This window comes from Brevibacillus sp. FW301-21C12A (assembly GCF_058788915.1).
Window position 1 is genome coordinate 1 of the sequence record NZ_JBYTBG010000028.1, and the last position, 12,880, is coordinate 12,880.

Annotated in this window: 18 protein-coding genes and 1 rRNA gene; 2 read left to right on the top strand and 17 right to left on the bottom strand. The window is 51.1% G+C overall.

What is annotated here, in order from left to right; all coding sequences use genetic code 11:
- From AC3WQH_RS16705 to AC3WQH_RS16715, 3 genes are all read right to left on the bottom strand, one after another.
- A 16S ribosomal RNA gene (locus AC3WQH_RS16705) occupies positions 1-74 on the bottom strand; the annotation flags it as partial.
- A 194-nt stretch (positions 75-268) separates the two neighbouring features.
- Positions 269-502, bottom strand: a complete 234-nt coding sequence (locus tag AC3WQH_RS16710) for a hypothetical protein (protein WP_007787097.1) — start codon at positions 500-502, stop codon at positions 269-271.
- 114 nt (positions 503-616) lie between these two features.
- Positions 617-1,270, bottom strand: a complete 654-nt coding sequence (locus tag AC3WQH_RS16715) for a stage II sporulation protein M (protein WP_025845216.1) — start codon at positions 1,268-1,270, stop codon at positions 617-619.
- Between the two features lie 126 nt (positions 1,271-1,396).
- Between AC3WQH_RS16715 and pdaB the strand changes: the two genes are divergently transcribed.
- Complete coding sequence (gene pdaB, locus AC3WQH_RS16720; RefSeq protein ID WP_025845218.1) at positions 1,397-2,167, top strand: polysaccharide deacetylase family sporulation protein PdaB; 771 nt, start codon at positions 1,397-1,399, stop codon at positions 2,165-2,167.
- 118 nt (positions 2,168-2,285) lie between these two features.
- Here pdaB and AC3WQH_RS16725 read toward each other — a convergent pair whose 3' ends face one another.
- Entirely contained in the window at positions 2,286-2,873 is a 588-nt protein-coding gene (locus AC3WQH_RS16725; RefSeq protein WP_005828781.1) for a KinB-signaling pathway activation protein, read from the bottom strand.
- Positions 2,874-2,998: 125 nt separating this feature from the next.
- Here AC3WQH_RS16725 and gerD point away from each other — a divergent pair, with 125 nt between their 5' ends.
- A complete protein-coding gene (gerD, locus tag AC3WQH_RS16730) occupies positions 2,999-3,643 on the top strand; it encodes a spore germination lipoprotein GerD (RefSeq protein ID WP_005828783.1) in 645 nt (214 codons plus the stop codon).
- 51 nt (positions 3,644-3,694) lie between these two features.
- Here the strand turns inward: gerD and AC3WQH_RS16735 are convergent, their stop codons facing one another.
- The 13 genes from AC3WQH_RS16735 to rpmJ all read right to left on the bottom strand — a co-directional run bounded on the left by AC3WQH_RS16735 (position 3,695) and on the right by rpmJ (position 12,850).
- Positions 3,695-4,798, bottom strand: coding sequence for a P-loop NTPase (locus AC3WQH_RS16735; RefSeq protein ID WP_007787090.1), 1,104 nt, complete (start codon positions 4,796-4,798; stop codon positions 3,695-3,697).
- Positions 4,799-4,917: 119 nt separating this feature from the next.
- Positions 4,918-5,634, bottom strand: a complete 717-nt coding sequence (cwlD, locus tag AC3WQH_RS16740) for an N-acetylmuramoyl-L-alanine amidase CwlD (RefSeq protein WP_005828786.1) — start codon at positions 5,632-5,634, stop codon at positions 4,918-4,920.
- A 188-nt stretch (positions 5,635-5,822) separates the two neighbouring features.
- Positions 5,823-6,215, bottom strand: coding sequence for a 30S ribosomal protein S9 (gene rpsI, locus AC3WQH_RS16745; RefSeq protein WP_005828788.1), 393 nt, complete (start codon positions 6,213-6,215; stop codon positions 5,823-5,825).
- 20 nt (positions 6,216-6,235) lie between these two features.
- Positions 6,236-6,673, bottom strand: a complete 438-nt coding sequence (gene rplM, locus AC3WQH_RS16750) for a 50S ribosomal protein L13 (RefSeq protein ID WP_005828789.1) — start codon at positions 6,671-6,673, stop codon at positions 6,236-6,238.
- Positions 6,674-6,926: 253 nt separating this feature from the next.
- Entirely contained in the window at positions 6,927-7,661 is a 735-nt protein-coding gene (gene truA / locus AC3WQH_RS16755) for a tRNA pseudouridine(38-40) synthase TruA (protein WP_005828791.1), read from the bottom strand.
- A complete protein-coding gene (locus tag AC3WQH_RS16760; RefSeq protein ID WP_005828793.1) occupies positions 7,658-8,455 on the bottom strand; it encodes an energy-coupling factor transporter transmembrane component T family protein in 798 nt (265 codons plus the stop codon). The genes truA and AC3WQH_RS16760 overlap by 4 nt, the downstream gene beginning before the upstream one ends.
- A 2-nt stretch (positions 8,456-8,457) precedes the next feature.
- The gene (locus tag AC3WQH_RS16765) at positions 8,458-9,330 is read right to left on the bottom strand and encodes an energy-coupling factor transporter ATPase (RefSeq protein ID WP_005828795.1); all 873 of its coding nucleotides are present in this window, start codon (positions 9,328-9,330) and stop codon (positions 8,458-8,460) included.
- Positions 9,306-10,157 carry an energy-coupling factor transporter ATPase gene (locus AC3WQH_RS16770; RefSeq protein ID WP_005828797.1) on the bottom strand — a complete coding sequence of 284 codons (852 nt, stop codon included), beginning with the start codon at positions 10,155-10,157 and terminating at the stop codon, positions 9,306-9,308. Before AC3WQH_RS16770 ends, AC3WQH_RS16765 begins: the two co-directional genes overlap by 25 nt.
- Positions 10,158-10,338: 181 nt before the next feature.
- The gene (rplQ, locus tag AC3WQH_RS16775) at positions 10,339-10,698 is read right to left on the bottom strand and encodes a 50S ribosomal protein L17 (protein ID WP_005828799.1); all 360 of its coding nucleotides are present in this window, start codon (positions 10,696-10,698) and stop codon (positions 10,339-10,341) included.
- Positions 10,699-10,827: 129 nt separating this feature from the next.
- Complete coding sequence (locus tag AC3WQH_RS16780) at positions 10,828-11,772, bottom strand: DNA-directed RNA polymerase subunit alpha (RefSeq protein ID WP_005828801.1); 945 nt, start codon at positions 11,770-11,772, stop codon at positions 10,828-10,830.
- Positions 11,773-11,928: 156 nt separating this feature from the next.
- Positions 11,929-12,330, bottom strand: a complete 402-nt coding sequence (gene rpsK / locus AC3WQH_RS16785; protein ID WP_005828803.1) for a 30S ribosomal protein S11 — start codon at positions 12,328-12,330, stop codon at positions 11,929-11,931.
- Between the two features lie 16 nt (positions 12,331-12,346).
- Positions 12,347-12,715 carry a 30S ribosomal protein S13 gene (rpsM, locus tag AC3WQH_RS16790; RefSeq protein WP_005828805.1) on the bottom strand — a complete coding sequence of 123 codons (369 nt, stop codon included), beginning with the start codon at positions 12,713-12,715 and terminating at the stop codon, positions 12,347-12,349.
- Positions 12,716-12,736: 21 nt separating this feature from the next.
- Positions 12,737-12,850, bottom strand: coding sequence for a 50S ribosomal protein L36 (rpmJ, locus tag AC3WQH_RS16795; RefSeq protein ID WP_003333770.1), 114 nt, complete (start codon positions 12,848-12,850; stop codon positions 12,737-12,739).
- Positions 12,851-12,880 lie beyond the last annotated feature (30 nt).

Genomic DNA, 12,880 nt, shown 5'->3' on the forward strand with positions numbered 1-12,880 from the left:
GGGACTCGCTCGACTTGCATGTATTAGGCACGCCGCCAGCGTTCGTCCTGAGCCAGGATCAAACTCTCCAATAAAGTTTGTTACTGGTTCAAAGCTGGCAAATCATTTCATGATAGACTCATCAACGCTTTCGCTGTTCAGTTTTCAAGGAGCAATTACTGATTGCTGTCCGCTGAGCGTTCATCGTTTTTCGTGATGGCGTCTCGAGGACAAGAACTAATCTATCATGTCATGCATATGAGAGTCAATAGGTTTTTTAAAAAAGATTTCAGGTGAAATGCTCCTCGCCCAGTTTTCTGCGTCTCACGTACTTGGAAAGCTCATTGGGAGAGGCTATTCTGGCATACATGCGGAACATGATGGAGTAGCGTTCCTCCATGGCGCGTTTCACCAAATAATCGATTCGTTTATCGCTAAAGTCGAGCAGCATTTCTTCGAGCTCCCGCTTCAACAAGTACTCTAGTTCTTGCACTTCTTTGGCATTAAACAAAAACCCTAACAACGATATCGCCTCCGCCTTACGAGTCTCACCTCTATCCTTTCCATCACAATTCAACCCTATTCAAATTAAAAAGCCTCCCGTTTAGGAAGGCTTCAATTTGTTGGCAACTCTGAATTATTTCAGCAAGTTTAGTTGCTGCATTTGTTCCCCAATCGTTGCTTTGAGAATAAGAGGCGTAATCGAACTCTCTACGATCCCCGCAATCAGAAGCAATCCGATGACGGTCAACACCGCAGTTGGAAATTGCTTGAGGGTGTCGTACCAGTCATTTTTCACGCGCTCCTGATTGTGTGGCACAAACAGCAACCCGACAGATCGCAGGCTGAGTATCCCAAACCGTATGCCGATTCCCGCGGCAAACAGGACAGCAGGCAGTTCAAAAATCCCGTGCGGCAAAATGCCTGCGCCAAAAATCAGCCACGGGCTAATTCCAATCGCACTGTATTTCGCGATGATATACCCGAGCAGAATCCCGTTCGCCAGCATTCCAATTATGGGAAAGAATGCAAAAAACAATCCGAGAGCCATCATCATCAAGGAGCTGAGCACGTTGTTGGAAAAAATCATCCAAAACGTAGCGAACACGCCTCCCCCGCTCTCTTTGATCCGATCCGCAATTTCTTTCAGTTGCCCCATCAGGCTCTGCACCACGGGTTCCACGGCGGGAGCCTGCAAATAGCCAATTAAACCGCCCCCGAAAAAAATGAGACAAGCGGCCAGAAAAAATCGTTTGTTATCCAACCACAGACGCTGCAGTCTTTTGTTCATGAGCCACGCTCCTTTACTGCCTCTTACATTCACTATATGCATTGTACCTCAACAATAGCCAACAGGCCAAAGAATATCCTTGTCTTCCCTGCATAAACTGTTATCGGACAAAGGAGGTGCCTATCCATGAAATTCATTTATGTCGTGAGTGCCAACCGTTTGAAGCAAATCCTCATCATCGCAGCAGCCATTCTGCTGACAGTAGGCATTGGCTATGCGGAACGCGATACAATCTCGGCTTTTTCCAGCAGCGGCAACAAGCAGGGGCCCCAGGCAATCTACAAGGTAGACACCAAGGAGAAGAAAATTGCTCTCACCTTTGACATCAGTTGGGGAGAAACCCGCGCACTCCCTATTCTCGATGTGCTGAAAGAAAAAAATGTGAGCAAGGCGACCTTCTTCCTGTCCTCTCCCTGGAGCCAGCGCCATCCGGAAATTGTGAAAAGGATCAAGGAGACGGGACTGGAAATCGGTTCGCATGGCCATAAACACGACAACTACAGCAAATACACGGATGAAGAAATTCGCAGCCAGATTGCGAAGGCCGATTCCATCCTGACAGAGATGACTGGAAAAAAACCGACCTTGATTCGGATGCCAAACGGCGATTTTGACAAGCGTGTGCTGGAAATCGCCAACCGCATGGGCTATACGGTCGTCCAATGGGATACGGACTCCAAGGACTGGATCGAGCCGAAAAAAGACGTCATCGTCCAAAACGTCCTGTCCAAAGCCCATCCCGGCGACATCATCCTGATGCATGCAAGCGATTCCGCCAAGGAGACGCACCTTGCCCTCCCCGTCATTATCGACCAGCTACGCAAGCAAGGATACGAATTCGTCACCGTATCCGAGCTGATCGCCGGCACCAGCATCCAGAGCAAAGAAGTCAATTAAACGTTCAAAAAAACCTCGTCCCTCGCCAGCAGAAAACGTGGCTGCGCCAAGCCTTTGGCGAAGCCCTTTTTTGCTTATCCGAAAGAAAAATCCACAAAAAAAGCTGACCGGATAAAGGTCAGCTTTCTCTTTTTACCAAGCGGTGCAAATGCATCACTTGCCATACGTTGCAAAACAGTAAAGGGACGAGCATGGACAAGGTCGCATGCACGTTGTCTTCCTTCAGGGCCGGAATCCATTCCAGAGCCGTTACTACAAACATGAAAAACATCGTGGGAACCCACGCCGTTCTGTTCGTCAGCTTTACTTTTCCATAAGCGGTAGCCAGGGCGACAATCAGCAGCAAAACCGGCTCGATAAAGTACGGCCCGATTCCTTTTCCTTCGCCAAGCGACGTGTAGCGGAGGTAAATCATATCAAAAAAGACAAACAGGATGAAAAAAACTTGAACGCTCTTCCACAGGGAAGGGGTCTTGAAAATCGTTTTGGCAAAATAATTAATCGTCATATACGCAAAAAAACCCATCTGGGCCACAATACTAATGGTCATCCCATACAAAAGATACATCAGCGTGCCGACAAAAAAGTTGCCTGCGCTGCCTTCCAACAGCTTATCCAAATCAAAAATAAAGGCGACCAGGACGCCTCCCAGTCCACCCAAGAGCAACGTGGTGACAAAGAGCCAGCCATACTTTCGCAAACTCACCAAACATTCCCTCCATTCCACATCGAATATGATTGTACCAATGGATACAAGAAAATACTAGCGTAAGAACAAAACAAAATGCGCACGTTACTCTTAGGCAGAGTAAAGAAGGAGGTGTCCACCCCATGAGAAAAAAGGCATTGTCTTTTTGGCTCTCCGCAATTGTCTGTCTGGTACTATCCAGTTGCTCAGGCGGCGGGCAAGCGCAAGGTTCGTCTCAGCCTGATTATAAAAGCGTCAAAGACATGGTGCTGGACATATTGCAGACTGACGAAGCGAAGCAATCGGTTGGCAAGATGATGAAGGATGAAAAGTTCAAGCAAAGCCTGATGATTGACGAGTCCACTGTCCGCACCACTTTGATACAAAGCATGACCAATCCGAACAGCTCCCACATCAAAGAGGCCTTCAAAGACCCGAAATTCGCCAGCACATTGGCCAAGTCGATGAAGGACGAACAAAAAACGCTGATGAAGGATTTGATGAAAGACCCCGAGTACCAAAAGCAGCTCATCAGCGTAATGAAGGACCCCGAGTTTGAAAAAAATCTCATGGATTTAATGAAAAGCGCCGCTTACCGTCAGCAAACCATGCAGATCATGAAGGAATCCTTGCAAAGCCCGTTGTTCCAGGCGGAGCTGATGAAGATCATGACCAAGGTTTCCGAAGACCTGACAAAGCCGAAAGAACTGAAGCCTAAGAAAAAAGGCAAAGGCGGCGGCAGCGGGGAACGTGGAGAAAGCGGAGACTCCGGTGGCGAATCCTCCTAAGAAAAAAAGGTGAGCTCTCATCCAGAGCCCACCTTTTTGTATCTTTTGCGCTTATTTCTGCTCGCATTTTTCAATCACGCGTTTTGCCATGTCCCGATACAACTGGCCGATTTCGGAGCTTTCCCGATAAACAGAAGGAGAATAATCCGGCTCAGATGGGTGGTTGTCTGGCTGTCCCAACGGAATTTGCGCCAAAAGCTCGGTCGCCAGCGTCTCCGCCAGCTTCCCGCCGCCTCCACGGCCGAAGACGTACTCTTTGGAGCCGTCCTTGGCTTCGTACCAGGCCATGTTTTCCACGACACCGAGAATTTCGTGTCCTGTCCGTTTGGCCATCGCCCCGGCACGCGCCGCGACAAAAGCTGCCGTAGGATGCGGCGTCGTCACGACAATCTCCATGCTTTGCGGAATCATCGTGTGTACATCCAAAGCCATGTCACCCGTTCCTGGCGGCAAGTCCAGCAGCAAGTAGTCCAGCTCTTCGCCCCAATGCACTTCCGTAAAGAAATTGCGCAACATTTTTCCGAGCATCGGACCGCGCCAGATGATCGGCGAGTTGTCCTCTACGAAGAAGCCCATGGACATGACCTTCACGCTTTGCTTTTCTACAGGCAGAATCGTTTCGCCAATTACAGTCGGGCGCTGGTCGATGTTCATCATGTCCGGCACGCTGAAGCCGTAGATGTCGGCGTCGATAATGCCGACCTTTTTCCCCAAACGAGCCAGGGCCACGGCTAGGTTGACGGTGACCGTCGACTTCCCTACGCCGCCTTTACCGGACGTAATGGCAATAAATGTTGTGTTCGAGTCCTTGGCCAAAATCGGATTGAGCAGGGGAGCTTGTCCCTGCGTCATGTTGTGCGTTTGTCCGCCCTGGCTGTTGCGGAGCTGGGCGCTCAAGGCTGCTCGCTCCTCGTCTGTCATCGAGCCGAACTGCACGCGCACTTCCTCCGCTCCAAGCGCTTTCACAGCCCCTATGACGTCGTCTTCGATCTTGGCCTTGAGAGGACAGCCGGAGATCGTCAGAACGACTGTCAGGCTCACTGTAGCGCCCTCAACGCGGATGTCGCGGATCATGTTCAGCTCGACCAGGCTACGATTGATTTCAGGGTCCTTCACATCACGCAGCGCTTCCAGAATTTGCTCTCTGGTCAACATTGGTTGTTCACCTCATCTATATCGTCTTGGCAATCATTTTTCCCCAAACTTTACTTTGCAAGATGGTTTGCGCGTTCATTATAGCACATTCGGACGGGCGGGACACAGCCACCGCCCGCTCAAGGTGCAATTGGCGCCTTTTCGCCGGAGTACTGCCGCAAAATGCCCTGGTAGATGGCATTCGCCATCGCCTTTTGGTACTCCGGGCTTTGCAGCCGTTTCGCTTCTTCTGTGTTGCTGACGAATCCGACCTCGACCAACACTGCCGGGCAGTTGACCTCGCGAATCAGAAACACGTTATTGGTCTTGCTCGGAACACGATCCGTATTTCCCAGCACCCGCTTGATCTCATCCTGAATCAGATAGGATACTTCCGCACTTTTTTTAAACGCAGGCGAGTAAAACGTTTGCGCTCCCGACCATTTGGGAGACGGTATGGAATTGACGTGAATGCTGACCAAAAAATCGGGAGAGCTGTCGTTCACCAGCTTCACCCGGTTGCGAATGTCTTCTGCCTTTCTTCTCTTGGCCAGGTCAGCCTCCGGCGAAGCCAAATCCTTGTCTTCCTCCCGCGTCATGATGACAAACGCGCCTGACTGCTGGAGGAAATCGCGCAAGTACATACTGATTGCGAGCGTCACCTCTTTTTCTACCACATCCCCCGAGCTGGATACAGCGCCACCGTCTTTTCCCCCGTGGCCCGGGTCAATGGCAATAACGGTTCCTGTCAGCGGCAGTGACCATGCCGTCCACGACGAACGATCCGGTGATTCGTAGGTGAACAGCACCACCAGTAAAGCGAAAGCCAGTATCCAGCCTACCCCTTTTCGTGTCACGGCGTATCGTCCCCTTTGTCCCATTCTCGTTCCATCATATGGACAAACATGGACAAATATTCCACACATAAGCCGGATCGGCTCGGGGCTTGCTACGTGCAACGGTTCGTGCTTTTTGCAACGTTTTTCCAAATAGCGCAAAAAGGCTCCCGAACCGTAAAGTTCGAGAGCCTTGGCAAACGTAAATATTAGCGTTTGGAGAATTGAGGTGCGCGACGAGCTGCTTTCAAGCCGTATTTTTTACGTTCTTTCATGCGAGGGTCGCGAGTCAGGAAGCCAGCGCGTTTCAGAGCGCCGCGCAGTTCTGGATCTGCTTTCAGCAGAGCGCGAGCAACGCCGTGACGGATTGCACCAGCTTGGCCAGTTGTTCCGCCGCCGTTTACGTTAACCAGTACATCGTAACGACCGAGAGTTTCAGTCAGAACGAGTGGTTGTTTTACGATCAATTTCAGTGTTTCCAAACCAAAGTAAGTATCCATTTCACGTTTGTTAATCACAATGCGACCTTCACCTGGAACCAGGCGAACACGTGCTACGGAGTGCTTACGACGACCTGTACCGTAGTATTGTACTTGTGCCACGTATATTTCCTCCCTTTACCTTAACCGCGAATTTGCCAAACTTCTGGTTTTTGTGCTGCATGAGGATGCTCAGTGCCAGCGTAAACTTTCAGCTTAGTGAACATTTGACGTCCCAAGCTGTTTTTAGGCAGCATGCCTTTTACAGCCAGTTCGAACATACGAGCTGGTTTTTTGTTCAGCATGTCGCCAGCAGTAGTCTTTTTCAGACCGCCTGGATACAGGGAGTGAGTGTAGTAGATTTTGTCTTGCAGCTTGTTACCAGTCAATTTCACTTTGTCAGCGTTGATTACGATTACGAAATCGCCAGCGTCAACGTGTGGAGTGAATTCAGGTTTCAATTTGCCGCGCAGGATAGAAGCTACTTCGCTTGCCAGACGGCCCAGCGTTTGGCCTTCTGCGTCAACGATGTACCATTTGCGCTCAACTTCGAGCGGTTTCGCCATATATGTGGTACGCATTTTTGTCCCTCCTAAATATCTTACCTTTACATGTCCATCTACTTATAACCAAAACAGCCGAAACTTGCAATGGAAGATAATTGCTGTTAACGGGTGAGCAACTCTTCCAGGTGTTCCATTAATCACGATCTTGTCTTTCAATCCCGGGGCTAGAGTGGGGCTAGGCGGGGTTAAAATACCAAGGAATATCGTACTACATCGCAGTCTCGTAGTCAAGTGCCTCCACCTGGTCTAATAGTTGGAAATCCGTCTGCTAATAGACGACTTCCCACATGGTCAAACCTTTGGCTGGCGCTGTCTTTCCTGCCATCTCCCGATCACGTGCCGCAAGGATTTTTTTCAGCTCATCGGGATGGCGTTTGCCTTGCCCGACCTCCACCAAGGTGCCCACAATAATGCGCACCATGTTGTACAAAAAACCGTTGCCGCGGCACGTTACCCACACTTCGCCGCCAGAGCGCTCCACAGTCAGGCTATACACGGTTCGCACCTTGTCCTCGACAAATGTCTTCGCCGAGCAAAAGGACGTAAAATCGTGCTCTCCGACCAAATGACGGGCCGCCTGCTGCATCGCCTCCACGTCCAGCGGAAAGCGGATGTGGTCGGCATAGCGATGGCGAAATACATCCGCCACAGGGTTGTTGTCGATGCAATACCGATACTCCTTCACCCGCACGTCAAAACGGGCGTGAAAAGACTCTGCCACCTCTTCTACAGACCGGATCACGATCGCATCAGGCAGTTGATTATTGAGCACAAACCGCCACTTGTCCAACGGGATGTGGCTGTTCGTATCAAAATGAATCACCTGTCCGCGCGCGTGCACACCGGCATCGGTACGACCCGAACCGTGGATTTGGATATCCTCCCCTGTGATTCGTTTCAGAGCGGCTTCGATCTCTCCCTGCACCGTCACCTGATCGGGCTGCACCTGAAACCCGCTGAAGTCTGTTCCATCGTATCCCAAAACACAGCGCAACCGCTTCATGCACGCCACCACCCAATCGCAATCGCGAGCAAGACTCCGGCGACCGCCATTCCGGCATCTCGCCATGAAAACGCCAGCTTGTGCAGCCTGGTCCGCCCGACTCCGCCGCGATAGCCGCGCGCTTCCATCGCCAAAGCGAGATCCTCTGCCCGGCGAAACGCGCTGACGAACAGCGGGATCGCGATCGGAATCAGGTTTTGCGCTCGCTTGACGAGACTTCCGCTCGTAAAATTGGCTCCCCTGGCAGTCTGCGCCTTGATGATTTTATCCGTCTCTTCCATCAGGGTCGGAATGAAACGGATCGCAATCGACATCATCAGGGCGATATCGTGCACCGGAACGCCAATCCGGCTAAACGGCCCGAGCAGACGCTCCAGTCCTTCCGTCAAATCGATCGGAGACGTGGTCAGTGTCAGCAGCGAGCTAATCACTACCAGAAGCCCCAAGCGCAAGGAAATGAAGATCGCTTGCTGCACCCCGCGTTCCTCGACTGTGAACCAGCCCCACTGGAAGTACACCTCGCCGCCTTTTGTCAGGAAAATGTGCAGGACGACGGTAAAGACGATCAAGATCCATACCGGCTTCAAGCTTTTCAGGATGTACCCAAGCGACAGCCTGGAGAGCAGTCCGGCATACAGGGTAAAGGCGACCAATACTGCATAAGTGAGCGTATTGTTAGCCAGAAAGACGAGCGTGGCAAAAAGAATGATAAAGAGCAGTTTGCTTCGCGGATCCGCGCGATGTAAAAAGGAATGCCCAGGTACGTATTGACCAATGGCAATATTCTGCAGCATGCCTAGCCCTCCTTCGGTACGGCCAGTCGTTCCAGCAGATGGGCAAGCAACTCTTCCTCCCGATAAACGGAGCTTGGCAGACTTTCCTCGTCCGGCAGCAATTGATTCAGCCTCGACACAAAAGCGACTGTCTCCGGCACATCCAAAGCGAGCTCGCGGAGGCGTTCTGCCTGCATGAAGACTTCATCCGGCTTGCCCTGCAAGGCTACCGTGCCCTGTGCCAGCACCAGCATATAGTCGGCATACCTCGCCGCCTCCTCCATGCTGTGAGTGACCAATAGCGTCGTCAGCTTTTGCTCCTGATGAATGCGGTAGATCGCTTCGAGAATCAACTGACGTCCCATCGGGTCCAACCCTGCCGTCGGCTCGTCCAATACAAGCACTTTTGGCTGCATGGCCAGAACTCCCGCCAACGCGACACGGCGCATTTGTCCGCCACTCATATGAAAAGGCGAACGGTCCTTGACTTTTTCGTAATCCAGTCCAACGATTTCAAGAGCCTCTCTCACGCGGGCGTCTACCATCGCTTCCGGCAAATCGAAGTTCGAAGGTCCGAAGGCAACGTCTTTCGCCACCGTTTCCTCAAACAGTTGATGCTCCGGATATTGGAAAACAAGCCCGATGTTTCGCCTTTGCTCGTGAGGCAAACGCTGCTTCGAGGTGATAACCGTGTCGCCCAAGGTAATTTTCCCAGCGCTAGGCAAAAGCAAGCCGTTCAAATGCTGGATCAGCGTAGACTTGCCAGAGCCGGTCTGCCCGATAATCCCTACAAACGAACCGGATGGAATCGTAAACGAGATGTCGTGCAAGGCTACACGCTCAAACGGTGTTCCTTTTGCGTAAATATGGCTTACCTGGTCAAAAGTAATCTGCATACGTGCTCCACCAGCTCCTCTTGGTGCAGTACAAACGGTAGATCAATCCCTTTGGAAGCCAACATGTGTCGGAGGCGGACGGCAAATGGCACATCCAGCCCTACCGCTTTCAAACGTTCTACCTGGTTGAACACGTCACCAGGCGGCCCTTCCATCAGAACTTCTCCGGCATTCATCACAACGACCTTGTCCGAATAGACCGCTTCTTCGGGAAAATGGGTAATGTTGATGATGGTGATCCCTTCGTCGCGATTCAGCCGTCTGACCAGTTGCAGCACTTCCTGCCTGCCCTGGGGATCGAGCATAGCCGTCGCTTCGTCCAGGATGATGACCGATGGCCGCATCGCCATAATGCCTGCGATCGCCACGCGCTGCTTTTGTCCACCTGACAGCCGGTGCGGCTGCGCCAGCAAATACGGCTCCATCCCTACCGAGGCCAGTGCTTCATCAATACGCTGTCGCATCTGCTCAGGCTCGACACCCATGTTTTCAAGCCCAAAAGCCACATCATCTTCGACTGTTGCCCCGACAATCTGATTGTCAGGGTTTTGAAAGACCATGCCTACATGGCGGCGTATCTCCCACACCAGTTCTCCTTGGGACGTATCCATTCCGCTGACGAGAACTTTGCCGCCCTCAGGCAGCAGCAAAGCGTTCATCAGCTTCGCCATCGTAGACTTGCCTGAACCGTTATGGCCCAATACAGACACAAAGGAACCTTTTTGAATGGTCAGGTCGACGTCCTTCAATACCGGGACACGGCTGCCATTCTCGTCATCATAGGTATAGGAAACATCTTGCAGTGCCAGCAGGTTCTCTTCATTCATGAGGCATCCACATCCTCCCCAGCCTTCGCAGACTAGCAGGATTTCTCCTTATAGAAAGAAAAAAAGGGTTGAATCAGAGTCCAGCCTATGACCAGATCTGCCCCCACCCTTTTCACGGTCTATTACCGGTATCGAGGTTGTGTCTCGCTCCCCATGTAAAACGACCAATTTCTATCCATTATTAAACGAATTCGATGTACGCCATCGGAGCAGCGTCGCCGCGGCGAGGGCCGGCTTTCAGGATACGAGTGTATCCACCGTTGCGCTCTTTGAAGCGAGGCGCGATTTCATCGAACAGTTTTTGTACAGCATCGCGACCTTCTGCATTCGCAACTTCTTTGCGAACGAAAGCAGCAACTTGACGACGAGCATGCAGATCGCCGCGTTTCGCGAGCGTAACCATTTTCTCAGCGATTGGGCGCAGTTCTTTCGCCTTCATCTCTGTAGTTTCGATGCGCTCGTTGATGATTAGGTCAGTTACCAAGTCGCGGAACAACGCTTTACGAGCTGCACTACGACGACCCAATTTACGGTATGCCATGTCTTTACCTCCCTTTTCAAGCTGGCAACACTACGTAGAAAACTCTACTGTCGGGAAGCCAGATCTGTACTCTCCCTAAAAGGGGACAGACTCGAGAGAACGAAAGCCTGCTTGTCAGGGTTTGCTACTCTAGTCGTCGCTACGCAGGGACAGGCCGAGTTCAGCCAGCTTTTCCTGCACTTCTTCCAGAGATTTGCGACCCAGGTTGCGGACTTTCATCATGTCCTCTTCGGTCTTCTGCGTCAGCTCTTGCACGGTATTGATACCGGCACGCTTCAAGCAGTTGTAGGAACGAACAGAAAGATCCAGCTCTTCGATAGTCATCTCCAACACTTTTTCTTTCTTGTCTTCCTCTTTTTCAACCATGATCTCAGCATCTTTCGCCTCATCGGTCAGACCGACAAACAGGTTCAAGTGCTCCGTCATGATTTTTGCGCCGAGACTTACGGCTTCTTCCGGACTGATGCTGCCGTTAGTCCAAACCTCAAGTGTCAACTTATCGTAGTTGGTCATTTGCCCTACGCGGGTATTTTCCACTTGATAGTTAACGCGCTTGATCGGCGTATAGATCGAATCAATCGGAATCACACCAATAGGCAGATCCTCGGACTTGTTTCCATCTGATTGAACATAACCACGACCACGTCCAGCTGTCATGCGGATATGCAGACGACCGCCATTGGCCAACGTTGCAATATGAAGATCAGGGTTTAAGACCTCCACATCACTGTCAGCACGGATATCCCCCGCTTTGACAACGCCTTCGCCTTCTGCATCGATCTCGATTACTTTTTCTTCATCGGAATGGATCTTCAGCGCCAAGCCTTTGATGTTCAGGATGATCTCGGTTACATCTTCAACGACGCCTTCTACCGTAGAGAACTCGTGAAGAACCCCGTCGATTTGAACAGTACGAACTGCCGCGCCTGGCAAGGACGAAAGAAGAATCCGTCTCAGCGAGTTGCCAAGGGTAGTTCCGTATCCGCGCTCCAGAGGTTCTACAACAAATTTTCCATACGAGTTGTCGTCGCTAACTTCCACAACCTCGATTTTTGGTTTTTCTATTTCTATCATTAAACAAACCCTCCTTCAAAACGTCGAAATCCTTGGGTGGGCCGCATACGTGCCCACTCAGGAATTTCCCCGGCGGTTTACCGTTTGCGTGCATGACAAGCTATAAATCAGAATTTACCATTCTAGTATGGACATGTTCTGAACAATATAAACCAGTTACACGCGGCGACGTTTTGGTGGACGGCAACCGTTGTGCGGAATTGGCGTCACGTCTTTAATCATGTTCACTTCAAGACCAGTTGCTTGCAGGGAACGGATCGCTGCTTCACGACCAGCACCTGGGCCTTTTACCGATACTTCAAGGGAACGCATGCCATGTTCCATAGCAACACGTGCAGCCGCTTCAGCAGCCATTTGCGCAGCAAACGGAGTGCTTTTACGGGAGCCTTTGAAGCCGAGGGAACCAGCGCTGGACCAAGAGATCGCGTTACCGTGTGGATCTGTGATGGTTACAATCGTGTTGTTGAATGTGGAGCGGATGTGCGCTACGCCGACTTCAACATTCTTGCGATCACGACGACGGGTACGAGTTGCTGTAGCCTGTTTTCTTTTCGCCATGTCAGTTTACCCTCCTTTACTTCTTCTTGTTAGCTACTGTACGACGTGGGCCTTTACGTGTACGAGCATTTGTTTTAGAACGTTGACCGCGAACTGGCAGTCCACGACGGTGACGGATTCCACGGAAGCATCCGATTTCCATCAGACGTTTGATGTTCAGGGAGATCTCACGACGGAGATCGCCTTCCACCTTCACGTTCTTGTCGATGTACTCACGCAGTTTGCTAACTTCTTCTTCTGTCAGATCGCGAACACGAGTGTTCACATCTACGCCAGTAGCGGACAGAATTTTTTGAGACGTGGGGCGGCCAATACCAAAAATGTAGGTAAGAGCAACTTCAACGCGTTTTTCGCGCGGCAAGTCTACGCCTGCAATACGTGCCATGTGTCAAAAGCACCTCCTTGTTTACCCTTGTTTTTGCTTATGCTTAGGATTTTCACAAATAACCATTACGTTACCTTTACGACGGATAACCTTGCATTTCTCGCAGATCGGTTTAACCGAAGGTCTCACTTTCATGGTTCTTGCCTCCCTTTTCTAGGGGTTTTG

Coding starts and splice junctions, on each gene's coding strand:
- AC3WQH_RS16770 (WP_005828797.1), bottom strand. CDS start 10,157: ATGAATGAAGAGAACCTGCTGGCACTGCAAGATGTTTCCTATACCTAT.
- AC3WQH_RS16765 (WP_005828795.1), bottom strand. CDS start 9,330: ATGCAGATTACTTTTGACCAGGTAAGCCATATTTACGCAAAAGGAACA.
- AC3WQH_RS16760 (WP_005828793.1), bottom strand. CDS start 8,455: ATGCTGCAGAATATTGCCATTGGTCAATACGTACCTGGGCATTCCTTT.
- AC3WQH_RS16715 (WP_025845216.1), bottom strand. CDS start 1,270: ATGAACAAAAGACTGCAGCGTCTGTGGTTGGATAACAAACGATTTTTT.
- truA (WP_005828791.1), bottom strand. CDS start 7,661: ATGAAGCGGTTGCGCTGTGTTTTGGGATACGATGGAACAGACTTCAGC.
- AC3WQH_RS16735 (WP_007787090.1), bottom strand. CDS start 4,798: ATGTTGACCAGAGAGCAAATTCTGGAAGCGCTGCGTGATGTGAAGGAC.
- AC3WQH_RS16780 (WP_005828801.1), bottom strand. CDS start 11,772: ATGATAGAAATAGAAAAACCAAAAATCGAGGTTGTGGAAGTTAGCGAC.
- rpsM (WP_005828805.1), bottom strand. CDS start 12,715: ATGGCACGTATTGCAGGCGTAGACTTGCCGCGCGAAAAACGCGTTGAA.
- rplM (WP_005828789.1), bottom strand. CDS start 6,673: ATGCGTACCACATATATGGCGAAACCGCTCGAAGTTGAGCGCAAATGG.
- gerD (WP_005828783.1), top strand. CDS start 2,999: ATGAGAAAAAAGGCATTGTCTTTTTGGCTCTCCGCAATTGTCTGTCTG.
- rpsK (WP_005828803.1), bottom strand. CDS start 12,330: ATGGCGAAAAGAAAACAGGCTACAGCAACTCGTACCCGTCGTCGTGAT.
- pdaB (WP_025845218.1), top strand. CDS start 1,397: ATGAAATTCATTTATGTCGTGAGTGCCAACCGTTTGAAGCAAATCCTC.
- rplQ (WP_005828799.1), bottom strand. CDS start 10,698: ATGGCATACCGTAAATTGGGTCGTCGTAGTGCAGCTCGTAAAGCGTTG.
- rpmJ (WP_003333770.1), bottom strand. CDS start 12,850: ATGAAAGTGAGACCTTCGGTTAAACCGATCTGCGAGAAATGCAAGGTT.